Here is a 26,077-nt window from a genome sequence, read left to right on the forward strand (position 1 = left end):
GCCACGGGGTTGAGGCGAATGGTGTTCATGGCGGTCTCCTGAAGTTTCACCGGGCAGGTGATCCGTCGCCCCGGCGCTGATCTCGTTCAGGTGACGCGCCGCGATTGGCGGGCAAACTGTTTTACGTTACGCTTTTCGTGCAATGGTCCAGATCGGCAGAAAAACAGGAAATTGCCCGCTCGCGCACCGTGAACGGGGATGCTTTGCGTGATCTGGTTGCGCCGCATCCTGATCGAAATGTGGGCGATGGTCGTGTTTGCGGCGATCATCGGTTTCCTTGGGCCTTTCGGGACCTACATGGACGGCGATTTCGCGGCCCGGACCGGGCGCTGGTGGATGCAGCTGATGGGGGCCTATGTGCTCGTCCGCCCCTCCATCCTGCTTTGGCGAACCGTTGCCATCGCCACCGCACTGCCGCTGCGGCCGATGGTCTGTTCGGGCGTATTCCTGTCCAGTTTCCCCCTTGCCCTCTTGTGGAGCTGGAGCGCGGATGCCTTCTTTCACAGCCTGAACGGTTTCGCCGGCATCCTGCCCTTTGCCATCCTGAGTGCGATCGGGGTGCTGATCGTGACGGTCTGGGCGCAGCGGGTGGATGACCAGCTTGGCCATGCCTTCGTCAGAAAGGACGCCGAAGGCGTATCGCACCACCCGATCGAAAATCTTGCCCGCCAGCCCGATGCCGAAGCGCTGCCCCTGCCGGAGCAGGAGGACTCTCCGCGTCTCTTGCGCCGCCTCGCGCCGGGATTTCGCGGGCCCGTCGTCGCGTTGCAGAGCGAAGATCACTACGTCCGCGTCCATGGGGCATCGGGCAGCGAGCTCGTGCTGATGAGGCTGCGAGACGCCATCGCCGAGATGGAAGGGCGGCCGGGCGAACAGGTGCATCGCAGCTGGTGGATTGCAGATGGCGGAATCGCTTCGGTGGAGGCCGATGGACGGAGCCGGAGCGTGACCCTGATCAATGGCGCGGTTGCGCCGATCGCGAGAGACTCGGTATCACGGCTGGAGCATAAAGGTTTCTTGACCGGCCAATCCGCCTGAGCGGGCTACGGGTGATGGTGCATGGCCTTGGCGGCCTGAAGCCGGTGCTGCGCCATTTTCAAGCGATAGACCTGTATTTTCGTTCGGCACGCTTGTGTGCACCAGGAACGGATGCGCAAAAAATCGAACCTATGCGAATTTTGCAATTGTCGCACACTTCGTAATATCGTATACGATATCTCAATTCAGAGAGAGTAGGAAGAAATTTACATGGCAATTGGTTGGAAGGGTGTATTCCCGGCAGTCACCACGCAGCTCCGTGAGGATCTGTCGATCGATCTCGCCGACACCCAGCGCGTCGTCGACGATCTGATCAACGACGGCGTCACCGGCGTCATCGCGCTCGGCACCGTGGGTGAAAACAATTCGCTCGAATATGACGAGAAGGTCCAGGTTCTCTCGGCCATCGTCGAAGCCGTGAACGGCCGCGTTCCGGTCGTCACCGGCGTTTCCGAGTTCGATACCCGCCGCGCCGTGCGCTACGCGCAGGCTGCCGAGAAGGCCGGTGCCGACGGCCTCATGCTGCTGCCGCCGATGGTCTACGTGACCAAGGCGCATGAACTTGTCGCCCACTTCAAGGGCGTTGCCGAGCAGACCGGCCTGCCGATCATGCTTTACAACAACCCGCCCGCCTACCGCACCGTGATCGACAAGGACGTCCTTGCCGCTCTGGTCGATGTGAAGAACATCGTCGCGGTCAAGGAATCGGCGCCCGATACCCGCCGCTTCACCGATTTCCGCAACGAGTTCGGCGATCGCTACACCCTGTTCGCGGGCCTCGACGACGTGGCGCTCGAAGGTCTCTACCTCGGTGCGCAGGGCTGGGTTTCGGGCCTCACCAACGCCTTCCCGAAGGAATCGGTGGAACTGGTCCGTGCCTTCGAGCGCGGCGACCATGCCAAGGCCATGGAAATCTATCGCTGGTTCATGCCGCTCCTCCACCTCGATGCCGAGCATGACCTCGTCCAGTCGATCAAGCTGGCCGAGCAGGTCATGGGCCGCGGTTCGGAACGCGTCCTGCCTCCGCGCTACGTGCTCGAAGGCGCGCGCCGTGCGGAAGTGATCGCGATGGTCGAGAAGGCCGCCGCCACCCGTCCCGACCTGACGGTCGCGGCAGCAGCCTGAGGGAGCGTCGATGCGGCACACATTCTTCTGCATCGACGGTCATACGGCAGGTAACCCCGTCCGCCTCGTGGCGGGCGGGGCTCCGCTGTTGAAGGGCTCCTCGATGTCAGAGCGGCGGCAGGATTTCCTGTCGCGCTTCGACTGGATCCGTACCGGTCTCTGCTTCGAGCCGCGTGGGCACGACATGATGTCGGGCGGGTTCCTCTATCCGCCCTGCGATCCTGCCAACGATATCGGCATCCTGTTCATCGAGACTTCCGGCTGCCTGCCGATGTGCGGTCATGGCACCATCGGCATGGTGACGTTCGGGCTCGAACACGGCCTGATCCAGCCCGCGACGCCGGGCAGGCTGCGCGTCGAGGTTCCGGCGGGCGTGATCGAGATCGCCTACGAGACCGAGGGCCAGAAGGTCACTTCAGTGCGTATCACCAACGTCCCCGCCTATGTCGCCGAGCGCGGCATCGAGGTGGACGTGGAAGGCATCGGCCCGCTCACGATCGACGTGTCCTATGGCGGCAACTATTACGCCATCGTCGAGCCCCAGGGCAATTATACGGGTCTGGACGACTTCGGTGCCTCGCGCATCATCGAGCTTTCCGGGCGTATCCGCGAAGCTGTGCGCGCGAAGTACGAGCCGGTTCATCCGCTCGATTCGACCATCCGCGGCGTCAGCCACGTGCTCTGGGCCGACAAGCCCAAGCATGAAGGCGCCGATGGCCGCAATGCGGTGTTCTACGGCGACAAGGCGATCGATCGCAGTCCCTGCGGCACCGGCACCTCGGCGCGTATCGCGCATCTTCACGCCACTGGCCGCCTGAAGCAGGGCGAGAGCTTCGTCCACGAAAGCTACATCTGCAGTCGCTTCATCGGCCGCGTCGAGCAGGAAGTCATGCTTGGCGACAAGCTGGCGATCATTCCCTCGATCGAGGGTTCCGCCATTGCCACCGGCTTCAACACAATCTGGATCGACCGGGCCGACCCCTTCTGGGCCGGTTTCCAGGTTACCTGAAGCCGGGCGGGAGAGGGGACCCCCGCGCGATCCTCTCCCGCCTTCAGCCTTTCGCCCGCTTCAGCGGCACCACGAAAGGCAGCGGTCCGGCCATGTCGACATGGCTGGTCACGCCGTAGACCGCGCGAAGGCGCTCCGCCGTGAGCACGTCCCGAGGCGCGCCATCGGCAACGAGCTTGCCGTCATCCACCAGCAGCAGCCGGTCGCAGTAGCGCGCGGCCATCGTTAGATCGTGCAGCACGGCGACCACCAGCTTGCCGTCATGCGCCTCGCGCGCGAGCAGGTCCATGACGTCGATCTGGTGTCCCGGATCGAGCGAAGCCAATGGTTCGTCGACCACCAGTGCCGGGGCGCCTACCGCCAGCGCGCGGGCCAGCATGGCGCGCGCGCGCTCGCCGCCGGAAAGTTCGGTGGCCACGCGCGCGGCAAGCCCGGTCACGTCGGCGCGGGCCATGGCCTCCTGCACGGCCAGCCGGTCCGCTTCCGAAATCCGGGACATCGGGCCAAGGTGCGGCAGCCGCCCGAGCGCGACCAGACGCTCGACCGTGAGCGGCCAATGCAGGGTCTGGCCTTGCGGCAGATAGGCCACCTTGCGGGCAAGGTCATGCGGCTGAAGCGCTGTCAGCGCCTTGCCGTCGATAGTGACATGGCCGCCCGATGCCGGGACGAAACCCAGCATGGCACGAACCAGCGTGGATTTTCCGGCGCCGTTGGGGCCGATCACGCCCACCAGTTCTCCGGGCCTGAAGGTCGCGGTGACCTGACGCAAGACTTCGCGGCGGGCCAGGCGGACCTCAAGGTTCTCGATGGCGATGGTCACCACAGGCGGCGCTCCCGAAGCAGGTGGAAGAGGAAGACCGGAACGCCGAGGAAGGCCGTGACGACGCCCAGCTTGAGTTCCGCATCGCTGGGAATGAGGCGCACCAGGATATCGGCGCCGGTCAGCAGGACCGCGCCGCCCAGCATGGAGGGCAGCAGTAGCGCGGAAGGGCTGCGGTCGGTCATGGGACGCACCAGATGCGGAACGATCAGGCCGACGAACCCGATCGCACCCGATACCGCCACCGCGCCGCCCACGCCGATCGCCACCCCCAGCATCAGGCGGCGCCGGGTGCGGCGCAGGTCCACGCCCAAAGATCGCGCGCCGTCCTCACCCAGCGAAAGCGCGTCCAGCGCGCGCGGATGGGCCAGCAGCAGTGCCGCGCCGACGACGATGCAGGGCAGGGCGATCCAGACGTGGTCTATCGTGCGGTTCTCGATCGAGCCGAGAAGCCAGGACATGATCTCCATGGCCGCGAAGGGATTGGGCGAGAGATTGAGCGCCAGGCTGATTCCCGCGCCCGCCAGCGTGGAAACCGCGATGCCTGCGAGGATGAGGCTCAGCGGGCTTTCCGAACGTCCGGCCAGGGCGAAGAGCAGGCCGATGGCGACAAGGCCCATGAGGATCGACAGGATCGGCAGCATGACCGGGCTCCATTCGGAAATCCCGAAATAGAGCGCGATCACCGCGCCCAGTGCCGAAGCGTTCGACGCACCCAGCACCGAGGGTTCGGCCAGCGGATTGCGCAAGTAGCCTTGCAGGACGGCGCCCGAAAGGCCGAGCATGGCGCCGACCATCAGCCCGATCACGGTGCGGGGCAGGCGCAAGTCGAACAGGATGGCGCGGGCGACCCGGTCTTCGCCTCCGCCTCCGTAGCCGAACAGCGCCGCGACGATCCGCTCCGGCCCCAGCGCCACCGGGCCGAGCCCGAACGAGGCCAGCGTCACCAGCACGAGACCCAGAAGCAGAAGGGGGACAAGCGCCGGATGGCGGGATGGGGCGGGCCTGGATGGAACGGAATTGGGGCTCTGCACGAAAACCTCGCATGGGATCAGTTGCCCCGTCACGCTTGTGTCCCGGGTCCGTGTTGTTAAGAAGCCCATGCCATGGGCACCGGAAAAATCCATCGATATGTTCGTCTTGTCCCCCGTCTCGCGGCGTGCATCGCGCTAGCGGCCATCGGCGGCTCGGTCTCGTCCGCGGATACTCCGTCTGCCGAGATAGGGGCCGATACAGCGCAGGTTGCCGCGCCCCGCAGAATCGTCTCGCTCAATCTCTGTGCGGACCAGCTGCTGGTGGCTCTGGCGGATCGCAGCCAGATCGCGGGCCTGACCCGCTATGCCTCCGATCCGAACATGTCGGACGTGGCCGGGGCGGCGGCTAGCCTTCCCGTCTTCGGGGGAGCGGCGGAAGAAGTGCTGGCGGCCGATCCCGATCTGGTGATCGGCATGCCCGCGCGCCGCAATCCGGCCATAGCCGTTCTCAAGAAGCAGCAGTATCGCTCCCTCGATCTCAAGTCCGCGCATGACTATGAGGGCATCCTGAAATCGATCCGCGACGTCGCCCGTGCGGTGGGCCATCCCGAGCGGGGCGAGGCGCTGATCGCGCGCATGAATGCGCAGCTTGCCCGCCTGCCGAAGGGCAGTAGCGGCAAAGTGGCGGCCTATTACCAGCGGCGCGGCTACCTCACCGGCACAGGCACGCTGATCGACGATCTGATGACCCGCGTCGGCCTCGTCAATCTGGCCGGAAAGCTCGGAAAGCCTTCGCTTTCGCAGATGAGCCTGGAGGAAATGGCGGCGGCGCAGCCGGACTTCATCGTCATCGACAGCGCGACGCAGAAAGTGACCGACCAGGGGACAGAGATGCTGCACCACCCGATCCTGCGCGGCATTCCGCGTATCGCCATTCCCCAGGCGTGGACGGTCTGCGGCGGTCCCGCCTATGTGAAGGCGGCGAGAGCGATGGCGGCGCAAGTCAACGCTCGCTGACCTGCGCGCGCCAGTCCAGCCGGGCCTGCCATCCCTTTCGTTCCAGTTCCGGCCTCACGTCCGGCTCTTCCGGGTGGCCGATGCAGAGCAGCGCGATCAGGCGCCAGTTGCGAGGCGCTTCCAACAGCCGGGTAACATGGGCGGGATCGACCACCGAAACCCAGCCGAGGCCGAGGCCGCGCGCACGAGCGGCCAGCCACAGCGTATGGATCGCCAGTACCACCGAAAAGCCGCGCGTTTCCGGCATCGTCGCGGCGCCGAGGCCGCTTCCCGCACTGGCGGCATCGTCGCAGAACACCGCGATCACTTCCGGGGCTTCGCGCATGCCGTGGAGCTTCAGCGCGGCATAGGCGGCGCGGCGGTCGGCGGGCATGGAGGCTCCGGCGCGCGCGATTTCGCTATCGGCATGGCCTGCCAACTTTTCGCGCAAGTCCGGCGAGCGTACCCGCACGAAGCGCCAAGGCTGCGAATTGCCGACCGAGGGCGCAAGCTGCGCCGCCTCCAGCAGTTCGGCCACCAGCTCTTCGCCCAGCGGATCGCGGCGGAAATGGCGCACGTCGCGGCGCCAGGCCAGCAGCTCGGCCAGTTCGTGCTGGAATTCGGGACCGAACTGCGGCGCCATGCCTAGAATTCGATGCCCGCCTGCGCCTTCACGCCGGAGCGGAACGGATGCTTTACCAGCGTCATTTCGGTGACCAGATCGGCCGCGTCCATCAGTGCCTCGGGCGCGTTGCGGCCGGTGACGAGCACATGCTTCATCTCGCCGCGCGCGGTCAGCACTTCCAGCACTTCGTCGAGGGGCAGATAGTCGTAGCGCAGCACGATGTTGAGTTCGTCCGCCAGCACCATGTCATAGGCCGGATCGGCGATCATGCGCTTCACTTCTTCCCACGCCTCGCGCGAGAGTTCGATGTCGCGGGCGCGGTCTTGCGTGTTCCAGGTGAAGCCTTCGCCCATCGGCTTGAACTCGACCTGATCGGGGAAGGCATCGAAGACGACTTTCTCGCCGGTGGTCATGGCGCCTTTCACGAACTGGACGACGCCCACTTTCTTGCCGTGACCGATGGCGCGGACCACCATACCCAGCGCGGCGGTGGTCTTGCCCTTGCCCTTGCCGGTGTGGACGATCAGCAGGCCCTTTTCGACCGTCTTTCCGGCCATGATCTTGTCATGCGCGGCCTGCTTCTTCTTCATCTTCTCGGCGTGCTGTTCGTCGGTACGTTGCACCATGGTCATGCTCCTGAGAGGGCCGCGAGCGTCAGGCCCGCACTGTTAGATCGGGGTTTCCAGAGGCCGCGCTCCAGCGCCTCGGCAAGGCGCGCGGCGGTTTCGCGCAAGGCGGCGGGATTGGCCTGCGCCATGAAGTCTCGCACCGCCTCGTCCTCGATGAAGGCGGCGTGGACGGCGTCGAAATGGTGGTCCTTCACCGCGTGGGTCGTGGCGGCGAAGGCGAAGAGATAATCGACCGAGGCGGCGATCTCGAACGCGCCCTTGTAGCCGTGGCGCATGACGCCGGCGATCCACTTGGGATTGGTGACCCGCCCGCGCACGATGCGGCCGATCTCATCCTCCAGCGTGCGGACGACCGGGCGTTCCGGGCGGCTGTGGTCGTTGTGATAGCTGATCGGTGCGCGGCCTTTCAGATGCTCGACGGCGGCGGCGATACCGCCTTCGAACTGGTAGTAATCGTCGCTGTCGAGCAGGTCGTGCTCGCGGTTATCCTGGTTCTGGACCACGGCATCGACCGAGGCGAGGCGATTGGCGAACAACTGGCGTTCGCTGTCGCCCTCCACACCGCCGCCATAGGCGTAGCTGCCCCAGTCGAGATAGACATCGGCGAGATCGCCGCGCTCGTGCCAGATCTTCTCGTCGATCATCGCCTGAAGCCCGGCGCCGTAGGCACCCGGTTTCGATCCGAACACGCGCGCACCGGCACGGCGGGTGGCCTGCGTTTCGGCCTCGCCATCTTCGACCAATTTTGCGGTTTCGGCGCGGTGGCGCTCGGCGGCGGGGTTGTCGCCCAGCGGTTCGTCGAGCGCCATCACCGCGCGCGCGGCGCTGTCGATCAGGTCGATCTGTTCAGGGAAGGCATCGCGGAAGAAGCCGGAGACACGCAAGGTCACGTCTACGCGCGGGCGGCCGAGTTCGGCCACGGTCATCACCTCGAAGCCGACCACGCGGCCCGAAGTCCAGTCCCAGCGCGGGCGCACGCCCATCAGTGCCAGAGCCTGCGCGATGTCGTCACCGCCGGTGCGCATGTTGGCGGTGCCCCATGCGGAAAGGGCCACGGCCTTGGGGTACTCGCCCTCGCGCTGGAGATAGTCCTCCACCAGCAGATCGGCGGACTTGCGGCCGAGTTCCCAGGCTACGGGGGTGGGCACGGCGCGGGTATCGACCGAATAGAAGTTGCGTCCCGTGGGGAGCACATCAGGCCGCCCGCGCGTGGGCGCGCCGGAGGGGCCGGGCAGCACGAAACGGCCATCGAGACCGGCAAGCAAGGCCTCGGCCTCGCGCAGGCCGCAAAGGTCGATGCGGGGGGCGAGGTCGGTGCGGATGGCGTCAAGAACGGCTGCGGTGCGTTCGCCCAACCCATTTCCTGATAGGCTGCCGTCATGCTGAACTTGTTTCAGCATCCATTTCTCGCCCTCAACCGGTGGGTCTATCGGCGAGATGGACCCTGAAACAAGTTCAGGGTGACGATGAGCGGAGAGGCGGTCGAGCAAATTGGCCGCCAGCAGTTCGAGCCGTTCGACGGTGTCGCCGTGCGTGCGCCAGGGTTCATCCGAAACCGCCGCAAGTGCTTCCGGCCGCGTACCGTCCCAGCGATCACCCATCCGGCAGTCGAGCGGGTCGAAGTCCAGCCCGAAATCGTCCGCCATCGCCCGCAGCAGCGAGGCCTGCCCGGCATGGTCATACCCGCGCGGCGTACGGGCCAGCGCGACCAGCAGGTCGCGCCGCAAGCGGCCCTCGGGTGACCGGGTGAAGACATGCAGCCCATCGCGGATCTGCAATTCCTTCAGCTCGCAGAGGTAGTTGTCGATGGCCGAAAGCGCGTCGTCATCGTCGCCGCTGGCCTCGGCGTCACGGTCGAGGCCGTGGCTGCGCGCCAGATCGAGAATGTCCCGCCTCAGCCGGTTGAGGCGGCGCGGGTCCATCCCGGCGGCGAGGTAGTATTCGTCCACCAGCGCCTCAAGCTGCTTTAGCGGGCCGTAAGTCTCGGCGCGGGTCAGCGGCGGGGTGAGGTGATCGACGACCACCGCGCCGATGCGGCGCTTGGCCTGCGTGCCTTCGCCGGGGTCGTTGACGATGAAGGGGTAAAGCTGCGGCAGCGGCCCGGCGCAAATCTCCGGGAAGCACGCGCGCGAGAGCGAGATGGCCTTTCCGGGTAGCCATTCCAGATTGCCGTGCTTGCCGACATGGACCACCGCCTGCGCGCGGAAGTCCTGCGCGAGCCAGACGTGGAAGGCGAGATAGGCGTGCGGCGGCGGCAGGGCCGGGTCGTGATAGCTGGCCTTGGGATCGATGTTGTAGCCGCGCGCGGGCTGCACGGCGACGGCGAGATTGCCGAAGCGGTGGACCGGCAGACGGAACGCGCCGTCCCGCACGAAGGGATCGGCAGACGGCTCTCCCCAGCGTTCGGACATGGCTTTGCGCGCGCTATCGGGCACCGCTGCGAAGGCGGCTTCGTAGGCCGAAAGCGGCAGCGAAACTTCACCCGCGCGGTCCAGCGATGTCAGGTCGTTGGTCACGCCGCCGGTCATCACACGCATCAGCGAGGCGCCGTCCCTTGGAGCATCGCCGGTGTCATAGCCTGCCTCGGCCAGCGCGGCGATGATCGCGGCGGTGCTGGCGGGGGTGTCGAGGCCGACGCCATTGCCGATGCGTCCGTCGCGGTTGGGGTAGTTCGCCAGCACCAGTGCGACGCGGCGCTCAGCGGATGCCGTGCGGCGCAGGCTCGCCCAGTTGGCGGCGAGATCGGCAACGAAGGCCACCCGGTCCGGTGCGACGCGGGGGACGACGATGCCGCACTGGGTCACTTCGTCGAAACGCTCGGCGGCCTTGAAGGCGACGGCGCGGGTGAACAGGCGGCCGTCCACTTCGGGCAGCGCCACATTCATGGCGAGATCGCGCGGGCCAAGGCCGCGTGCGGCGCCTTGCCACTCGCTTTCCTCGACGCCCGCGAAGGCGACTTGCAGGATCGGGCAGTCCGCCTTTTCCAGAATGCCCGGCTTGCGATCGTCGCCTGCGGAGGAGGAGGCGAAGCTGGTGGCGTTGACGATCACATCGGGCGCGATCTCGCCCAGCAATCCGCCCAGCCAGTCTACCGCGAAAGGCTCCCGCAAGGCGCGGACGTGGACGGCGGCAATGTTGAAGCCGCGCTCCTGAAGTGCCGCGATCATCGCATCCACGGCGTCCAGCGTGCCCGCGATCATCAGTGCGCGGTAGAACACCAGCAATGCCAGCGGGCGGCCTTGGGTCCAGCCTGCCTGAACTTCGGCAAGCCCGGCGCGCTCGGTGCCGGCAAGGTAGAGCCCGGCATCGGCCACCGGCACCGGATCGTCCGGCTCGCCCGTGTCATGGCCGATGGTGCGTGCAGCGGTGCGCAGGAACGACAGGGCATTGGCGGTGCCGCCCTGCCGCAAATAGTCGCGCATCCGCTCGCGCAGGTCGGAGGGCAGGGTGGAGGCGCGGTCGAGTGCGGGGTCAGCCTCTCGCCCGTCGGCAATGGCGGCGAAGGCAATGCCGTTCTCGCGCGCGACGCGGGCGATCTCGTCGATGCCGTAGCCCCAGTAGCTCTTGCCGCCGAGCAGGATCACGCAGACGAACTTGGCCTTGGCGATCACCTTTTCGACATAGAGGTCGATCGAATAGGGGTGGCGCAGTTGCAGCAGGTTGGCGAGGCGAATGCTGGGTGCGCCTTCGGGCATGCGCGCCGCCGCGCCCGCGAAGCAGGCGAGTTCGCTGTCCGCCACGGTGAGGATCACCATGTCGCCGGGAGACTGGTCGAGGTCGATCGCCTCCTCGCCGTTGGAGATCGTCCCCGGCGTGGCGGAGAGCAGGTGCATCAGGCGTCTACAGTACCGAGAACCCCGGCAAGCCCCGCCTCGATGGCAGCGCGGTCCAGACCCTTCTGGCCGATGATAACCAACTGCGTGCGGCGCGCTTCCTGCGGCAGCCATGCGCGGTCATAGAAGTGCTGGATGCGCGGGCCAACGGCCTGGACGACAAGGCGGCTGGGCTTGCCGCGGACTGCGACCATGCCCTTGATGCGCAGCACGTCATGCTCTGCTATCAGGTCCTTCAGGCGGGCGAGAAGGGCTTCGAGATCGACCACATCGCCACCAGAGACCACGAAGCTGTCGAAATCGTCATGGTCGTGATCCTCGTCCAGCCCGTCGATGTGCGAGGGGCGGGAATCGAGGTCGTCCTCGGCCGCGGCAGTGATGCCCAGCAGCGCGGCGATATCGACGGCGCCGTGATCGGCACGCACGATCTTCACGCCGGGGCGCGTCTCGGCTAGCACCAGCGTCTCGACATGGGCGAGGGCATCGGCATCGACGAGGTCGGTCTTGTTGAGCACCACCATGTCGGCGCAGCCCAGCTGTTCCTCGAACAGTTCTTCCAGCGGGCTCTCGTGGTCCAGCATCGGGTCCGCCGCGCGGGCTGCCGCCAGCGCGGCCTCATCGGTGGCGAAACGGCCCGCCGCGACGGCATCGGCGTCGATCAGCGCGACCACGCCGTCAACGGTGGCGCGGGTGCGGATGTCGGGCCACTGGAAGGCCTTTACCAACGGCTTTGGCAGGGCCAGGCCGCTGGTCTCGATGATGATGTGATCGGGTTTGTTTTCGCGGTCCAGCAGCTTCTGCATGGTCGGCAGGAAATCGTCGGCGACGGTGCAGCAGATGCAGCCGTTGGCCAGTTCGACGATGTCGTCTTCCGGGCAGGCCTCGTCGTTGCAGCCCTTCACCAGTTCGCCGTCCACGCCGACATCGCCGAATTCGTTGATGATCAGCGCCAGGCGGCGGCCCTTGGCATTCTGGAGGAGGTGGCGGATCAGCGTCGTCTTGCCGGCGCCGAGGAAGCCGGTGATGACGGTGGTGGGAACTTTGCTCATGTATCGTCTCCCGCGCGCCAGCGACCTGAAACGGCGGGGCTTTCCGCCGCGAATGCAGCGATGGCGGCGCGCCGGATCGGACCGGCGCACGGGCGCCCGACACGGCATGCCGCTGCGGCCCCGGCCGCATGCATCACGTCGCTCAGACGGAAGAGTTACCGTGCCTTGGCCATCCCCTGGACCCGGGCAAGAGCGACATCGGCGCAGGCAGGTTTCCTGGCTCGCGGGTCAGGGCGTGATGCACGGCCTTCCCAGGCCTCGCATGACTTAGCGTCCGGCCCAGTGGCTGCGGCGGAGATCCTTGTCTCGCCGCGATGTGCATCGCGCTCGCCGCTTACAGTTGCAGGGACAGCCCCGGATTCGAGCAAACTCTGAAGGGAGAAGCTCTACCGTGTTCCCGTATTAAGCCCCTTGCGGGGCACCGGCGCGATCTTTGCCGAAACGCCTTCGCGTTCCGGCCATCCGGCGATTAGCTGGGCATGCTTTCGCTCGCAAGCCCCAGCGACTGCAATCGCCAGGTGCGGTTGAAGGAAAGCACCGTGCGCGAGAGCGGCGCCACATCGACGGCAAGCGTCGCGTGCAAGGGCAAGCCGAGCGCGTGGGAGAGGGCGGCGCGGACGATCATCGGATGGGTGATGGCGCAGACCGGCCCGTCGAAGGCGGCAACCTCGTCCAACCATGCGCCGACGCGCCTGCGCGCCTGTTCCATCGAATCGCCGCCGGGAACGCCCTGGGTCGGATCTGCCAGCCAGCGTTCAATCGATCCCGGTTCGGCGCTTTCGATGTCCGCGAAACTGCGGCCGGTCCAGGCACCGTGAGAGAGATCGGCGAGGGCGGCCTGTTCCTGCGTCGCCAGCCCCATCGCGGCAGCGGTCTCGGCAGCTGCGCGGGCGGGGCTGCGATGCACTGCGATGCGAAAGCGGTCCGGCAAAGCCGAGCGCACGGCGTCGCGGGCACCGGTGGGATCGAGCGGCTCCGCAGGGTTCGGGAAGCGACCCTCGCGGCTCGATGCCGTGGCGGCGATGGAGATCAGCAGGAGTGTCGTCGCCAAGCGTAAATTCCGTGAGATCGTTGACGCCGCGCCCCGCGCAGTCCTAAGGAGGCAGTGTCGAGTATCGAAGAAGCCGGTGAGAATCCGGCGCGGTCGCGCCACTGTAATCGCACGGGAACCATCCCGTCGAGAGCCAGACCTTCCTTCTTGGCAACAGGTTTTCCGGGGACGCGCAATCCCGCCAAGGAGCATGACAATGGCTGTTTCCGCCGCAGTTTTCGATGATACCTTCATTCCGGTCGAAGGCGCAGGCGCCATCCCGCTGGAGGATATCGCGCCCTGGGCCGTGCTCGGCACGCTGCTGGCGGTGATCTTCATCTATTTCGTCAGCACCGAACAGGGCGCCTTTTCGCTGTTCCAGGGCATGTACGTCCACGAATTCGTGCATGACGGACGCCATCTCCTCGGTTTTCCCTGCCACTGAGATAACCCATGACCAGAGATCTGCTGTGGCGCGGGATGCTTGCCGGCATCCTGGGCGCCCTTCTGGCCACGCTGTTCGCGCGCGGTTTTGCCGAACCCCAAATCGACCTTGCGATCGGTTATGAGGAGAGCCATTCCGCGCCCGCTCCCCAGGCCGCTCCCGAGCATGCCGGAATGGCGCATGGTGAGCCCGAGGAAGAGGAACTCGTCAGTCGCGATACCCAGAAGGGCGCGGGGCTGGTGACGGCGCTGGCGCTCTATGGCGCTGCCGTCGGCGGTATCTTCTCGCTCGTCTTCGCCTATGGCTATGGCCGGATGGGCCATCTCGGGCCGCGCAGTTTCGCGCTGCTTCTCGCGGCGCTCACATTCGTGCTCGTAGTCGTGGTGCCGGCCATCAAGTATCCGCAGACGCCGCCTGCGGTAGGCAAGCACGAGACCGTCGCGCTGCGTACGGCCGCCTACTTCGGCATGATCGCGCTGTCGCTTGGCGCGGCGGGTGTTGCTGCCCGAATTCGAGGCGTCATGGCGCGTCCCGGTCGCGGCTTCGATGCAACGCTGCTGGGTATCGTGATCTATCTGGGGCTGGTCGGCCTGGGTCAGTTCCTGCTGCCGACGATCAACGAAGTCCCCGCCGATTTCCCGGCCGTGCTCCTCTGGAAGTTCCGTGTGGCCTCGATCGGGACGCAGCTGGTGCTCTGGACGACGATCGGGCTGGCCTTCGGACTCTGGGCCGAGCGCGTTCTCAGACGATCGAAATCGCGTTGAAATAAAAGGTTGCGGCCTGAACTTCCGAGGTCTTGGAAGGATCAGGCCTTGACGGTCCGGCGTAGCGGGGCGCGGCTCATCTCATTCCCCGCTTGCGTAGTTTTCTGAAGTATTGTCAGGAAGATATCGCGCTCTTCTGCGGTGAGATGGCAGATGAGATCGTCCTGCACCTTGTCCACCCAGGGGCTTGCCGCGTCCAGCACGCTGCGCCCCTGATCGCTCAGCATGAGCACGCGCGCGCGCCGGTCGGCCGGGCTGACCTCGCGATCGACCAGGCCTTTCTGCACCAGCCTGTCGATTACGCCGCCGATCGTCACGCGGTCATAGGCGATCATGCCCGCCAGGGTCTGCTGGTCCAGTCCGGGATGGTCGCGCAGAGTCAGCAGGGCGGCATATTGGACGGCGGTGAGGTCTATTCCGGCCTCGGTCATGCGCGACGTGAAACGGGCAACGGAAATCTGTTGCAGGCGGCGGATCAGGTGTCCGGGCATGGTCTCTAGGTCGCTCATGGAGCCACCTAGCGCGAGAACCGCCGCCTGCTCAAGATGCTCTTATGCGGGAACGGCTTGTTCGCAGGTTTCGGCGGCGATCCGCGGGGCCTGATCGTTGAGAATGGCGCCGAAGAAGGCGGCCAGTTCGCCATGGGCACCAAGCGGCAGGACCTGCGCGATATACTGATCGGGACGGACGATCACCATGCAGCCCTCTTCGCGGTCAATCCCGCGCATGGCGTAAATGTCGCCCGCCTTCGGATCCGCGCAGAACGCCTTCTCATAGTCGCGCAGGCCGAACTTGCCCTTGCGCGGCCAGAGCAGGCCGGGAAGCTCGTCCATCGACAAGGACTGGTGCGATTGCTGGAATACCGCGCGCAAGTCGAACACGGCGTCGCGGTCGGCGCCTGCGGGCGTGTGGCGGCGCAGCGGCGAGGCAGGGTCCGTTTCCAAGAAGCGGCACAGCGCGTCGATGGATCCGCCCGAAGCCAGCCCGTCTTTCCCGGCGAACAGATAGATGCGCCAGCGTCCGTCAGCTTCCGCCACATGACCCAGCTGCATCGGTCTGGCGTCTGCGAGCCGCACGACCGGCGCGGAATGGAAGCGCATCCCGACAGGCAGGCCGGGTGCCAGATGCTGGTGCGCCCCATTGCCGGTCAGCGCCGAGGGGCAATAGCGCGTAGCGGTGCCGGCCGTGAAGCGGCCCTGCTTGATGAAATAGCGCTGGAACTCGGCGGGATCGACGCCGTCCTCTTCCTCGGAGCTTTTAGGCTTGGCGCTGAACATCTTGGCGAATTCGCGGTCGAAATCGATGAGTTCCCCGGCGATCGCCTGTCGCTCGGCCGAGTAGGTGTGCAGCAATGCCGGTTTGGCCTGTCCCTGAAGCACGGCGGCGAGTTTCCAGCCGAGGTTGAAAGTATCCTGCATCGATACGTTCATGCCCTGGCCCGCCTTAGGACTATGGGTGTGGCAGGCATCGCCAGCGATGAACACGCGGGGATCGCGGTTCGATTCCTCGCCTGCCGGGACATCGTCGAACTTGTCGCAAAGGCGCTGGCCGATCTCGTAGACGGACCACCAGGCCACTTCCTTCACGTCGAGCACGTAAGGATGGAGTATGCGCCGGGCCGCGGCGATCAGCTGGTCCTGCGTGATGTTCTTCGCCGCAACGCGCTCGTTTTGCCCGAGCTTGTCCAGCTCGATGTAGAGCCGCACGAGATAGCCGCCTTCGCGCGGGATGATCAGGATATTGCCCTCATCAGCGGAATGGATCGCGGTCTTGAGGCGGATATCGGGGAAATCGCTATAGGCCAGCACGTCCATGACGCCCCAGGCCTGATTGGCGGATTCGCCGTGAAGCTCGCGCCCCATGGCCCTGCGGACCTGGCTGCGCGCGCCGTCGCAGCCGACGACATAACGGGCGCGTACGACTTCGATGTGCTCGTACCCCTCGGTGCCGACTGGCCGGAGCCTGACGGTGACCGGCTCGGCCGGGTCGTTCGGAATGCTCAGGTCAACGACCTCCATACCGTAGTCCGGCACGAGGCGGCGCGGCGCATTGCGCATGGCATCGAGATAGAAGTCGTGGACCCGCGCCTGGTTGAGGATGACGTGGGGAAATTCGGAGAGACCGTCTTCCGTGTCGGGAATGCGGCCGTGGCGGGCGATCAGGCGGGAATCGGTCTCGTCCGGCTTCCAGAAGGTGGTTTCATTGACCCAATAGGCTTCGCGGGCGACGCGATCGGCGAAGCCGAAGGCATTGAACATTTCCATCGTCCGGCAGGCGATGCCGTCTGCTTGGCCAAGCGCCAGCGGACCTTCCTTGCGTTCCACGATCCGGGTGCGGATGGAGGGGAACCGGGCAAGCTGCGCGGCCAGGGTAAGGCCGGCGGGGCCGCAACCGACGATTAGGACATCGACGTTGGCCTTCGAGCCAGGTTCGGTATCCGTGGATTCTGCGTCGATTGATTCGGCAAGGGCGGGGTCGCCGGTTCGGAAACCGTTCAGGTGAAATTGCATGATTTGATCCTCTCCTCGGCACGCAGGCGGGTGCGCGCTGTTCGATATATGTAGTATACTACATAAAATGATCTGTCAAACAAGACTGAGGTGAGGGCAGATCCTGTCAGGCGGCGGCCTTGTCTCCGGCCGTATCGGTGCCGATCGTGCGATACTTCGCGCGCCTGTAGACGCGCCGACATTGCGCCGCGAAATCCGGCGCGACTTCCTGGCCCCATTCCATGAGGCGCGAGCGGATCCTTTGCAGGCGATTGGCCGAGGCGGACTGGAATACCAGTTGCCGGTAGATGGCCAGAACTTCGGCATGATCGACGATTCGCGTCGGGTCGCAGGTCAGGTCGCCGAAATAGGTATTCACCAGCCGTTCACCGGGGCTGATCCGGCCGGTCGAGACCAGCATGTTGGTGAGGAGCCAGGACAGCCGCATCTTGCTGTCGATGCGGTAGGTTGCGCCTTTCCGCCTCACCCTCACCAGATCCGCGACATCGTCGATGATCAGCGCGCAGTCGGCCGCGCAGTGGCCATGAAGCGCTTCGAGATCGCGATCGATTCGACCATCGGCATCCAGCATAAGCACCTCAACCGGCTCTCCGCTCGGCAATTCGGCCAGGCCGCCCGCAAGATCGCAGGGCATGATCGTGACGAGGTCCGCAACGCCGTAACGCAAGAGATTTTTCTCAATCCAGGCAATGCGTTGTTCCACGGACTTGATGGAGCGTCTGGGGCCTCCGGTCATGGGATCGAAAGTATAGACATGACCCGCCTTGCCCGACGATTTCAGGCCCAGCGCGAGGGCGACCGTCGCGGCGCCGAGCGCGGTGCCGACTTCGACGATCAGTCCGCCGCGCTGCGCGGTCTGGTAGATGCGCTGATAGACGCGCGCCGACAGCATGCCGTCGCAAGTGGCGATCAGTTCGGAAAACAGCTCGGTATCGGCACCCTCCAGCATCGGCCTTCTCCCGACATCTGCCGCATAGTCGCTCGAACCGGGGCCCGGGTGCAGGGCTATTGGGGGGTAATACGGGTTAGTCGCTAGGGTCCTGACACTAAGGGAGGGCGTGCAGCAGGCGCAGGCGCGCGATATCCTTGGGGCGACCGAAGCTTGCGAACAGCGCCATCAGTTCCTCACGGTCGGGGGCATGGAGCACTTCCCCGGCGATCCCGAAGGCTTGCCGGGTGCGCAGGCTTACCGGCAACCACTTGCCGTCATGGCACAATTTCAGGTCTGCCATGAATTCGACGTCCAGCGGATTGTCGCGCCAGGTTGCAAACAGTGCCGAATGAAACTTTCCGTCAGGGAGGCCGGGCGATGCAGGAAGGCCCAGACGGGCAAGCACGCGGCGCGCATCGTCGAGGCCGAGCAGCACATCCACGTCCTTGACCACGATCGGCCCCGCGCCGTGAAGGGCGGCAGCGGCACTGCCGATGATCCACCAGTCTCCCTTCGCGTCTGCCATGGCCCGCGCCACTTCACGCAGCGTTTCGCGAAGATCCGCTTCCAGGTTCATGGTCGCCGTTTCCGGGACACGTCCTCGCGTCAGATTTCGTATTCGAGCTGCCAGGCATTTGAAGGTTGTTCGCGGACGGCGTTCGCTGCGCCGGAGCGGCGGCTTGTCATTTCCGCATGCAACTTGCGAATCATGTTGCTGCCCGCATGGGTCAGCAAGCCGGGCACGAACCCGTGCAGCATCGTCCCGAGCCCGGCGACGACCATCCTGATGCCGAAGCGATTGGCCACGACCCAGTGCTCGGCATAGCTTTCATTCACCGTGCGGGGGTGTTCGACGAAAAGTTGCTTGAACATGCAGGCATCCTTGTTGCTTGACGCGAGCGCGCAGTTAGGCGCGCGCCCGCAACTGGATCAAGCGGTGGGCGGATAAGGATGATGGCCGAAGACCCACTGTGTCTGCGGACGGGTATCTTCGCCGAAGAGCAGGACCTGGGCGCGGTGGCCTTTCATGCCGACCTGATGGGCTGCATCGATCGCACGGTTGATCGCGGCCCGCTGGCTTTCGAAGGCGGCAAGGAATACGCCGTGGAGGCTCACTGCCCAGTCGAGGCCTTTGCGGACGACGTGAAAATCGCTCTGGGGCATGGGTCGCTTTTCCTTTCCCGTTCATGAGGCGAGGCCGCTGGATGGAAATCCGCGCGATCCCGCCGATTATTCCCGATCTGCCGCATGGCGCGGCGCTGGCATTGCGGAAAGCTCGTAATCGGCTTTCATTCTCAACCTATTTAATTGAGAATTGTTCGTCAAGCCGGTGGATCACGAATATGGGCGCCCCGGCGATGAGTGACCATGAACCTGCGGTGAAGCGAATGGCCTGCAGGCGGCAGCGCAAATGTAGAAATGAAGCCGATATTTGATGTCTGATGCAGCGGTTTCGCGAAACTCGAACCGCGCGGCTGCGTTGTCGCAAGGTGATGGAAGAGTTCGGGACGCCGGGTTTCAGAGACCGGACGTCCCGCGTTTCAGTTGGGAGCGGCTAAAGTGAGCATTTACGCAAGACCGGCAGTTCAGATCCGAAGCGTCGCGTTGCCGGAAGAGAGAGTGGCGGCAAGGCGCGAGAAGGGCGAGGGATCGGTGCTTCAGGTCCGTCTTCTGGCGGAGGCAGTACGCGCTGCCGGGCAGTTCCAGCGGTCTGCGCTGGGACACATGGATCATGAGAACTGGCTGGACCGGGTGAAGTCCGACGGACAGCGGCTGGCCGATCTTCTGAAGCAGATGGGTTTCACCCCGAACACCGATCGCAGTTCGCCTGGGACCCGGAACCCGGCCTGAACGCACGGTAATTGCAACCTTTATGAGGTGCGTTACGTTGCAGAGCCCATAGCAGGGAGAGGCATATGACGGCTCCGCGCGAAAGCAAGACGACGATCGGCGAACACAGGCTCCACCCGGACACCCTGATGCTGAACTACGGCTACGACCCCCTTCTTTCTGAAGGTGCGGTCAAGCCGCCAGTCTTTCTCACTTCCACTTTCGTTTTCCCGAGCGCCGAAGAAGGGCGGGACTTCTTCGACTACGTCGCCGGTCGCAAGGAACCGCCGCCGGGGCAGGGCCGGGGGCTGGTCTATTCGCGCTTCAATCACCCCAACAGCGAGATCGTGGAAGACCGCATGGCGGTCTACGAGGGCGCCGAGGCGGGGGTGCTGTTCTCCTCTGGAATGGGCGCGATCACCACGACGGTGCTGACTTTCGCGCGGCCGGGAGACGTCATCCTCCATTCGCAGCCGCTTTACGGCGGGACGGAAACCTTGCTCGCCAGGACTTTTGCGAACCTCGGCATCAAGGCAGTGGGGTTCAGCGATGGCCTGGACGAACAAGCCATCGCCCACGCTGCCCGGCATGCAGCCACGCTTGGCCGGATCTCGGTGGTACTGGTGGAAACGCCCGCGAACCCGACTAACAGCCTGGTCGATATCGCGCTTCTGAAGCGGCTCTGCGACGAGATCGGACAGGAGCAGGGGCATCGTCCGCTGCTGGTCTGCGACAATACGCTGCTCGGCCCGGTGTTCCAGCATCCGCTGCGCATGGGCGCCGATATCTCGCTTTACTCGCTCACCAAGTATGTCGGCGGCCATTCCGACCTTGTGGCCGGTGCGGCGCTGGGCTCGGCAAGCCTGATGCGCCAGGTGCGGCTGCTGCGCAGCGCCATCGGCACGCAGCTCGATCCGCACAGTTGCTGGATGCTCGGTCGCTCGCTCGAAACGCTGGGCCTGCGCATGGAGCGCGCGAATGCCAATGCCGCCGCTGCTGCCGGCTTCCTGCGGTCTCACGCCAAGGTGGCAGGCGTCGCCTATCCCCCTTTCTATCCCACGGGCAGCAGGCAGGCGGAAGTCTTCGCCTCGCAATGCACAGGTGCGGGTTCCACCTTCGCCTTCGACATCGTCGGCGGCCAGCCTGCCGCATTCCGGTTTCTCAATGCGTTGCAGATATTCAAGCTGGCAGTCAGCCTTGGCGGCACTGAATCGCTGGCCAGCCACCCGGCAACGACCACCCATTCCGGTGTGCCGATCGACGTGCGCGACCGGATCGGCGTTCTGGAATCGACCATCCGCCTGTCGATCGGCATCGAGCACCCGGATGACATCGTTGCGGACCTGGCCCAGGCCTTGGACGCCAGCTAGAGAAGAGCCGCAAGGTGGCCCAGGGCGAGTGCGGTGCCAAGGCACGCGACGGCGGTGCCCAGGCCCAGTTGCACGGGGTTGACCATTTGCCGAAGCGGCAAGGCGAGATCTTGTTCCAGTTTTGCCATGCGCTTGTCTAACCTGCGGAGCGCATGCGGAAGATCGGGAAAATCCTCTGGCTGTGATCGCATGCGGCTATGACCGAGGGCATCAGCCATCTTTATCCCGCTCCTTCCGTGGGATAGAGCCTCGCGCTTGAAGTTTTGACATTGGATTACGGGTGATCACCGAGTTGAATGGCAGTGGAAATCGCCCAGCCGCACGCGGGCTGTTCATCGCGACCGTGCTGGTGGGCAGTTTCCTCCTGTTCCTTGTCCAGCCCATGGTCGCGCGCATGGCCTTGCCTCGGCTGGGAGGGGCGCCGAACGTCTGGAACAGCGCGATGCTGGTCTATCAGGCGCTGCTGCTTGCAGGCTATGCCTACGCGCACATGCTGGGCCGCTTGCCGCTGCGCAGGCAGGCTCTCGTTCACATTGGTGTCCTGCTGCTGGCGGGGCTGACGCTGCCGGTCGGCCTTGCAGGTCTGACACAGCCTCAAGGCCTTTCGGAAGTTCTCTGGGTGCCCCTCCTGCTGGGCCTGAGCATCGGCCCCGTTTTCTTTGCCGTTTCCGCGCAGGCTCCGCTGATGCAGCGCTGGTTTGCCGCCGACCCTTCGGCCGGTCAGCCCTGGGCGCTCTATGCCGCTTCCAACCTCGGCAGTTTTGCCGGATTGCTCGCCTATCCGCTGCTGGCAGAGCCTTTGCTGACCTTGCATCGTCAGAGCCTGGCATGGTCGATCGGCTTCGGCCTGCTCGTCCTGCTGGTCGTTCTGGCTGCGGCGAGCCGCCGAAACCTGCCTTCCACGCCCAGGTCTGAAGTGCATCCCGATGCAGCAGCGAGGGTCGGTTGGCGAAGGGTGGCGCTCTGGCTTGCGCTCTCGGCGGTGCCGTCCGGGCTGATGCTCTCGACGACGACGCACCTCACGACAGACATCTTCGCGATGCCGCTGCTTTGGGTCATTCCACTCGGGCTCTATCTCCTGAGCTTCGTCGTCGCTTTTGCGGACCGCCGGGCACCGGCCAGGGCGACCACGCTGGTCGCTCCGGTCGTTGTGCTCTTTGCGGGCAGCTATGCGATGCTGTCCAACGGATCGGGAACACTATGGGTGGCGGGCGGCGCCTGCCTCATGCTGTTCTGCATCGCCGTGGCCCTGCATGGTCGGCTCTACGACCTTCGGCCCGGCCCGGCGCAACTGACGCACTTCTATCTGGTGATGTCGGCAGGCGGCGCCCTGGGAGGGATGTTTACGGCGCTGATCGCGCCGCTGGTGTTCGATTGGGCCTGGGAGCATCCGCTTCTGGTTCTGGCCGGAGCCTTGCTCATGCCGCTCGATCCGCTGCTGCGCTGGCGCAGCGGAGAGGGTATCGAACCCGGCATGGCCAGGATCGCGCTGGCTTTGCTGCTCGGGCTGGCGGCATTCCTCGGCTGGCAACTCGACCAGCATGCCCTGCGTCCCGAGGAAGGGCTGACCGCCGTGCTTCTCACCGTATTCCTGGTCGGCACCGGGGTCATGGTCATGGCCTGGCGCGGGGCTTTCATGGCGGTCCTGGCCATCGCCATGGTGGCGCAGGGCGGGATCTGGACCATTCGCGCCACGCTGAAGAACGAGCGGACGCGCAGCTACTTCGGCATCTATACCGTGCGCGATGCGGCAGGCGGAACGCTGCGCACACTGGCCCATGGCACCACGCTTCACGGCGAACAATCGCTGGAGCCGGGGCGGTCGCGCGATGCACTGACCTATTATGGGCCGACCTCGGGCGTGGCGCTTGCTCTGGCGGCAGTGCCGCAGCTGGAAGGCGCGCGCGCCAGAGTGGGCGTCGTGGGATTGGGAACGGGTTCGCTGGCCTGCCGGTCGCAGCCGGGGCAAAGGTGGACCTTCTTCGAAATCGATCCCGAGATCCTGCGCTTCTCGACGAGCGGCCGCTTCACGTTCCTTCGAGACTGCACGCCCGATGCCCGCGTCGTGCTGGGCGATGCGCGTCTGGAACTGGCCAGGCTGCCTGAAAATTCCTTCGACGTTCTGGTGATCGATGCCTTCTCAAGCGACGCGATCCCGGTGCATCTCCTCACGAAGGAAGCCTTGCAGGTCTATACGCGCGCGCTGACGCCGCGAGGGCTGCTGCTGCTCCACATATCCAACCGCTATATCGATCTGGCGCCGGTCGTCGGCAGGAATGCGGAAGCGACCGGGCTGTCCGCCATTTCGCGACTGGATAGCCCGGCCGACACCGAACGCTATACGCCTTCCCGCTGGATCGCGCTTTCCCGGCATGCCGATGTGCTCGAAGCGCTCGTCGCGCGCAGTTCCGATATGCCCTGGACGCTGCTGGACGACCGCGCCGAACACCCCTGGACGGACGACCACGCGTCGATCCTGCCCTTCGTGCGATGGGACCGCTTGATCGGCAACCCATGATATAGAGATATCGGGAGCGCGCACTGCCTTCGTCCCTGCGATGAGAGCGGCGCCATGGCAATCAGCGCTCCCGCTTGCGCCAAAGTGCGATAGACCTTTTCGCGATAACAGAAGCGGAGAGGACGATGACGGAGGCGGTGGCCGTTCGTGACATGCTCGATCGCGAGGCGATCCGGGACTGCATCGCGCGTCTCGCGAGAGGTGAGGACCGGCGAAGCGCGCAGATCATCCAGGGGTGCTGGTGGCCTGAGGCGCGTTTCGACTACGGTGTCCATCGCGGCGATTTCGAAACCTATCTCGGCTGGGTGGTTCCGGGATCCCCGACGATCAGGAACACCCAGCATTTCATCGGCCAGTCGGTCATTGCGCTATCCGAAAGCCATGCGCGCGCGGAAACCCATGTGCTTTCCTATCATCGTATCGATCTGGGCGCGGGCGACAGGGATACCTGCATCGGCGGTCGCTATCTCGACCGGCTCGAAAAACGCGGCGCGGAGTGGCGCATTGCCGATCGCGTGATGCTCTATGACTGGGAGCAGGATTGGGGCGATGCCGCGGATTGGTCGAAAGGCGTAATGGGCTATCCCTTTGCCGGCACGCATTTTACCGGAAGAGCCCATCGGGATTTCAGCGAAGACTGGTTTGCGGGAGAGATGGCATGAGCGCGCCTTTGAAAGGAAAGATCGCACTCGTCACGGGTGCCAGTCGCGGCATCGGCAAAGGCATCGCCCTGGTTCTGGCGGAGCAGGGAGCAACCGTTTACGTCACGGGCCGAACCGTTCGAGAGGGTGACTATTACCTGCCTGGAACCGTGGGCGGTACGGCTGCCGAATGCGATGAAAGGGGGCGTGGCAGTGGAGGACGGGGCGTTGCCGCCGCCTGCGATCATGGCAGGGACGAGGAAGTCGCCGCACTGTTCGATCGGATCCGGCGGGAGCAGGGACGGCTCGATATCCTGGTCAACAATGCCTTCACCATCTCCGAGGATCTGCTCGAACCGAAAGGCTTCTGGGAGAAGCCGCTGTCCAATCTGGAGATGTGGGACGTCGGCGTTCGGTCCAATTACGTCGCGGCGTGGCATGCGGCGCGCATGATGGTGCCGCAGGGGGGCGGGCTGATCGTGGCCATTTCGGGCTTTGCGGCCGTTACATACACTTACGGCGTGGTGTTCGGGACTTCGAAGTCCGCAGCCGACCGCATGGCACGCGACATGGCCATAGAACTGGAACCGCATGGCGTGGCCTCGCTCACGCTCTGGCAGGGGCTGACGCTGACGGAAAAGGCGCAGGACAATCTCGCACGGATGGGGGACCGGATGACCAGTTCGATCACATCGATGCAGGGCAGTTCGGTGGAGCATCCCGGGCGGGTGATCGCCGCCTTGGCAGTCGATCCCGACATCATGAAACGGTCGGGCGGCGAGTTCGTGACCGCGGAACTCGCACAAGAATACGGCATCACGGATGTGGATGGGTCCGTGATCGCATCCGCGCGGGCGCGACGGGGGGCGCCGATCTGGAAGCCAATTCGCGAGGTGGACTACCGTGGAAAGTGATCGCGACGCCCGGCTGTCCGCACTGCTCGACAAGCAGGATATAGAGGAGTGCCTGGCCCGCTTTTCGCGCGGAATGGATCGCTTCGACAGAGCCGCTTATTTGTCGGCTTTCCATGAGGACGCGCAGATCGCAGCAGGGCCTTTTGTGGGCAGCGCAGCCGATTGCTGGGATTGGGCTGTTCCGATGCATGAAAGCGGGCAGATACTGACGCAGCACGCCCTGCTTCAAAGCACCATCGACCTGACGGGCGATAGCGCCCACGTCGAAACATATTACCAGTTCATCGGCAGAAATCGGGACGAAAGCCTCTGGATGGCGGGCGGCCGTTATCTGGATCGCTTCGAGCGGCGAGAACGGCGCTGGCGAATCGCCCTACGCATCAACGTCATAGAATGGAGCTGCCTGCCTCCGCCGATGGCACTTCCCTTCGCCGAAGTTCAGGATATCGGCGTGAACGGGCAGTCCTGCCGAAATGAGAGCGATCCATCCTACCACCGTCCACTGGTGAATCGGCGTGCCGTATCCCACAAGCAGACGTAGCCCTGAACCGTTCAAGCGCCGGTTGGGACATCGAACGACCGTCTTACGGCACCAAACCGGGGTAAAATTCCCGGCAATTAATGCACGCAAGATTGCAAAAAATACACGGCCCGTCGAGATTTGGCGACCTCGAACCAGCAAAGTGGCGTGATTAATTCACCCGGTGACGGTGCTTGCCGCCATACTTCTTGCCGCAAAACTGTTCCAGCTGACGCATCTCCGATGCCGCTGCTGTCGCCAGGGAGCTGGCGCACGGAAGGTGCGTTTCCGCATCGGCAATCCGGCCTTCCACACGTTCACGCAGTTCTTCGATATCGGCGCGGCTGAGAACGTTCTTCTCGCGCAAGTAGCAGATCAGGCTCTGCAACAGGATCATCGCCTTTTCGCCCGAGTCCACTTCATTCTTTTCGATCATGGTTGGCATCCTCCGCGCAACTTTTATCCGCTGCGTCAGAGCCAGAATGATACGAAATCGGCATGATGTC

Annotated in this window: 29 protein-coding genes and 2 riboswitches; of the genes, 13 read left to right on the forward strand and 16 right to left on the reverse strand. The window is 64.8% G+C overall.

Annotated elements, in window-relative coordinates; genetic code table 11:
- Positions 1-86 precede the first annotated feature (86 nt).
- Positions 87-269: a hypothetical protein gene (locus tag NTCA1_RS28490; RefSeq protein ID WP_201282478.1), complete on the reverse strand. Its 183-nt coding sequence runs from the start codon at positions 267-269 to the stop codon at positions 87-89.
- 28 nt (positions 270-297) lie between these two features.
- Between NTCA1_RS28490 and NTCA1_RS11880 the strand changes: the two genes are divergently transcribed.
- The 3 genes from NTCA1_RS11880 (at position 298) to NTCA1_RS11890 (ending at position 3,172) form a co-directional block, all read left to right on the forward strand.
- Positions 298-1,038 (forward strand): LytTR family DNA-binding domain-containing protein, encoded by a 741-nt coding sequence (locus tag NTCA1_RS11880; protein WP_236549270.1) that lies wholly within the window; start codon positions 298-300, stop codon positions 1,036-1,038.
- A gap of 210 nt (positions 1,039-1,248) precedes the next feature.
- On the forward strand, positions 1,249-2,163 hold the full coding sequence (locus tag NTCA1_RS11885) for a dihydrodipicolinate synthase family protein (protein WP_086491489.1): 915 nt from the start codon (positions 1,249-1,251) through the stop codon (positions 2,161-2,163).
- Between the two features lie 10 nt (positions 2,164-2,173).
- Complete coding sequence (locus NTCA1_RS11890) at positions 2,174-3,172, forward strand: 4-hydroxyproline epimerase (RefSeq protein ID WP_159830675.1); 999 nt, start codon at positions 2,174-2,176, stop codon at positions 3,170-3,172.
- 43 nt (positions 3,173-3,215) lie between these two features.
- Here NTCA1_RS11890 and NTCA1_RS11895 read toward each other — a convergent pair whose 3' ends face one another.
- Positions 3,216-3,995, reverse strand: coding sequence for an ABC transporter ATP-binding protein (locus NTCA1_RS11895; protein ID WP_159830676.1), 780 nt, complete (start codon positions 3,993-3,995; stop codon positions 3,216-3,218).
- Positions 3,989-4,960: a FecCD family ABC transporter permease gene (locus tag NTCA1_RS11900; RefSeq protein ID WP_374705184.1), complete on the reverse strand. Its 972-nt coding sequence runs from the start codon at positions 4,958-4,960 to the stop codon at positions 3,989-3,991. Before NTCA1_RS11900 ends, NTCA1_RS11895 begins: the two co-directional genes overlap by 7 nt.
- A gap of 138 nt (positions 4,961-5,098) precedes the next feature.
- On the opposite strand from NTCA1_RS11900, the gene NTCA1_RS11905 reads away from it, so the two are divergent.
- Positions 5,099-5,983 (forward strand): ABC transporter substrate-binding protein, encoded by an 885-nt coding sequence (locus NTCA1_RS11905; RefSeq protein WP_159830677.1) that lies wholly within the window; start codon positions 5,099-5,101, stop codon positions 5,981-5,983.
- Here the strand turns inward: NTCA1_RS11905 and bluB are convergent.
- The 5 genes from bluB to NTCA1_RS11930 all read right to left on the reverse strand — a co-directional run bounded on the left by bluB (position 5,970) and on the right by NTCA1_RS11930 (position 13,149).
- On the reverse strand, positions 5,970-6,605 hold the full coding sequence (gene bluB, locus NTCA1_RS11910; RefSeq protein ID WP_159830678.1) for a 5,6-dimethylbenzimidazole synthase: 636 nt from the start codon (positions 6,603-6,605) through the stop codon (positions 5,970-5,972). The two genes, NTCA1_RS11905 and bluB, sit on opposite strands and share 14 nt — an antisense overlap.
- A 2-nt stretch (positions 6,606-6,607) precedes the next feature.
- Complete coding sequence (gene cobO / locus NTCA1_RS11915) at positions 6,608-7,213, reverse strand: cob(I)yrinic acid a,c-diamide adenosyltransferase (RefSeq protein ID WP_159830679.1); 606 nt, start codon at positions 7,211-7,213, stop codon at positions 6,608-6,610.
- A gap of 2 nt (positions 7,214-7,215) precedes the next feature.
- Positions 7,216-11,049 (reverse strand): cobaltochelatase subunit CobN, encoded by a 3,834-nt coding sequence (gene cobN, locus NTCA1_RS11920; RefSeq protein WP_159830680.1) that lies wholly within the window; start codon positions 11,047-11,049, stop codon positions 7,216-7,218.
- Positions 11,049-12,098, reverse strand: coding sequence for a cobalamin biosynthesis protein CobW (gene cobW, locus NTCA1_RS11925; RefSeq protein ID WP_159830681.1), 1,050 nt, complete (start codon positions 12,096-12,098; stop codon positions 11,049-11,051). The genes cobN and cobW overlap by 1 nt, the downstream gene beginning before the upstream one ends.
- 188 nt (positions 12,099-12,286) lie before the next feature.
- A riboswitch (cobalamin riboswitch) is annotated at positions 12,287-12,539 on the reverse strand.
- A 28-nt stretch (positions 12,540-12,567) separates the two neighbouring features.
- On the reverse strand, positions 12,568-13,149 hold the full coding sequence (locus tag NTCA1_RS11930) for a histidine phosphatase family protein (RefSeq protein WP_159830682.1): 582 nt from the start codon (positions 13,147-13,149) through the stop codon (positions 12,568-12,570).
- Between the two features lie 29 nt (positions 13,150-13,178).
- Positions 13,179-13,311, forward strand: a riboswitch (cobalamin riboswitch).
- A gap of 34 nt (positions 13,312-13,345) precedes the next feature.
- On the opposite strand from NTCA1_RS11930, the gene NTCA1_RS11935 reads away from it, so the two are divergent.
- On the forward strand, positions 13,346-13,573 hold the full coding sequence (locus tag NTCA1_RS11935) for a CbtB-domain containing protein (protein WP_086491497.1): 228 nt from the start codon (positions 13,346-13,348) through the stop codon (positions 13,571-13,573).
- A gap of 8 nt (positions 13,574-13,581) precedes the next feature.
- Entirely contained in the window at positions 13,582-14,337 is a 756-nt protein-coding gene (locus tag NTCA1_RS11940; RefSeq protein WP_159830683.1) for a CbtA family protein, read from the forward strand.
- A 41-nt stretch (positions 14,338-14,378) separates the two neighbouring features.
- On the opposite strand, the gene NTCA1_RS11945 is transcribed toward NTCA1_RS11940, so the two are convergent.
- The 6 genes from NTCA1_RS11945 to NTCA1_RS11970 form a co-directional block, all read right to left on the reverse strand.
- Positions 14,379-14,846, reverse strand: a complete 468-nt coding sequence (locus tag NTCA1_RS11945; protein WP_159830684.1) for a MarR family winged helix-turn-helix transcriptional regulator — start codon at positions 14,844-14,846, stop codon at positions 14,379-14,381.
- A gap of 42 nt (positions 14,847-14,888) precedes the next feature.
- Positions 14,889-16,847 carry an FAD-binding monooxygenase gene (locus NTCA1_RS11950; protein WP_159830685.1) on the reverse strand — a complete coding sequence of 653 codons (1,959 nt, stop codon included), beginning with the start codon at positions 16,845-16,847 and terminating at the stop codon, positions 14,889-14,891.
- Positions 16,848-16,953: 106 nt separating this feature from the next.
- Positions 16,954-17,796 carry a class I SAM-dependent methyltransferase gene (locus tag NTCA1_RS11955; RefSeq protein WP_086491501.1) on the reverse strand — a complete coding sequence of 281 codons (843 nt, stop codon included), beginning with the start codon at positions 17,794-17,796 and terminating at the stop codon, positions 16,954-16,956.
- Positions 17,797-17,893: 97 nt separating this feature from the next.
- A complete protein-coding gene (locus NTCA1_RS11960; RefSeq protein ID WP_159830686.1) occupies positions 17,894-18,355 on the reverse strand; it encodes a hypothetical protein in 462 nt (153 codons plus the stop codon).
- Positions 18,356-18,384: 29 nt separating this feature from the next.
- Positions 18,385-18,651: a DUF6356 family protein gene (locus NTCA1_RS11965; RefSeq protein ID WP_159830687.1), complete on the reverse strand. Its 267-nt coding sequence runs from the start codon at positions 18,649-18,651 to the stop codon at positions 18,385-18,387.
- 57 nt (positions 18,652-18,708) lie between these two features.
- Positions 18,709-18,942, reverse strand: a complete 234-nt coding sequence (locus tag NTCA1_RS11970) for a hypothetical protein (protein ID WP_159830688.1) — start codon at positions 18,940-18,942, stop codon at positions 18,709-18,711.
- A gap of 41 nt (positions 18,943-18,983) precedes the next feature.
- Between NTCA1_RS11970 and NTCA1_RS11975 the strand changes: the two genes are divergently transcribed.
- The 3 genes from NTCA1_RS11975 (at position 18,984) to NTCA1_RS11985 (ending at position 20,978) form a co-directional block, all read left to right on the forward strand.
- Positions 18,984-19,214, forward strand: a complete 231-nt coding sequence (locus tag NTCA1_RS11975; protein ID WP_159830689.1) for a hypothetical protein — start codon at positions 18,984-18,986, stop codon at positions 19,212-19,214.
- A gap of 184 nt (positions 19,215-19,398) precedes the next feature.
- The gene (locus NTCA1_RS11980) at positions 19,399-19,629 is read left to right on the forward strand and encodes a hypothetical protein (protein WP_133084552.1); all 231 of its coding nucleotides are present in this window, start codon (positions 19,399-19,401) and stop codon (positions 19,627-19,629) included.
- Positions 19,630-19,694: 65 nt separating this feature from the next.
- Positions 19,695-20,978 (forward strand): cystathionine gamma-synthase family protein, encoded by a 1,284-nt coding sequence (locus NTCA1_RS11985; RefSeq protein ID WP_159830690.1) that lies wholly within the window; start codon positions 19,695-19,697, stop codon positions 20,976-20,978.
- Here the strand turns inward: NTCA1_RS11985 and NTCA1_RS11990 are convergent.
- The gene (locus NTCA1_RS11990) at positions 20,975-21,196 is read right to left on the reverse strand and encodes a hypothetical protein (protein WP_159830691.1); all 222 of its coding nucleotides are present in this window, start codon (positions 21,194-21,196) and stop codon (positions 20,975-20,977) included. The two genes, NTCA1_RS11985 and NTCA1_RS11990, sit on opposite strands and share 4 nt — an antisense overlap.
- Positions 21,197-21,258: 62 nt before the next feature.
- On the opposite strand from NTCA1_RS11990, the gene NTCA1_RS11995 reads away from it, so the two are divergent.
- From NTCA1_RS11995 to NTCA1_RS12010, 4 genes are all read left to right on the forward strand, one after another.
- Entirely contained in the window at positions 21,259-23,496 is a 2,238-nt protein-coding gene (locus NTCA1_RS11995) for a fused MFS/spermidine synthase (protein WP_236549271.1), read from the forward strand.
- 125 nt (positions 23,497-23,621) lie between these two features.
- Positions 23,622-24,158: a nuclear transport factor 2 family protein gene (locus NTCA1_RS12000; protein WP_159830692.1), complete on the forward strand. Its 537-nt coding sequence runs from the start codon at positions 23,622-23,624 to the stop codon at positions 24,156-24,158.
- Positions 24,155-25,051, forward strand: coding sequence for an SDR family NAD(P)-dependent oxidoreductase (locus NTCA1_RS12005; RefSeq protein WP_159830693.1), 897 nt, complete (start codon positions 24,155-24,157; stop codon positions 25,049-25,051). Before NTCA1_RS12000 ends, NTCA1_RS12005 begins: the two co-directional genes overlap by 4 nt.
- The gene (locus NTCA1_RS12010; protein ID WP_159830694.1) at positions 25,041-25,592 is read left to right on the forward strand and encodes a nuclear transport factor 2 family protein; all 552 of its coding nucleotides are present in this window, start codon (positions 25,041-25,043) and stop codon (positions 25,590-25,592) included. The genes NTCA1_RS12005 and NTCA1_RS12010 overlap by 11 nt, the downstream gene beginning before the upstream one ends.
- 151 nt (positions 25,593-25,743) lie before the next feature.
- On the opposite strand, the gene NTCA1_RS12015 is transcribed toward NTCA1_RS12010, so the two are convergent.
- The gene (locus tag NTCA1_RS12015; protein WP_159830695.1) at positions 25,744-26,007 is read right to left on the reverse strand and encodes a hypothetical protein; all 264 of its coding nucleotides are present in this window, start codon (positions 26,005-26,007) and stop codon (positions 25,744-25,746) included.
- Positions 26,008-26,077 lie beyond the last annotated feature (70 nt).

Origin of the sequence: Novosphingobium sp. TCA1, from assembly GCF_009811895.1 — a bacterium.
In the GTDB taxonomy this organism is placed as follows: Bacteria; Pseudomonadota; Alphaproteobacteria; order Sphingomonadales; family Sphingomonadaceae; genus Novosphingobium; species Novosphingobium panipatense_A.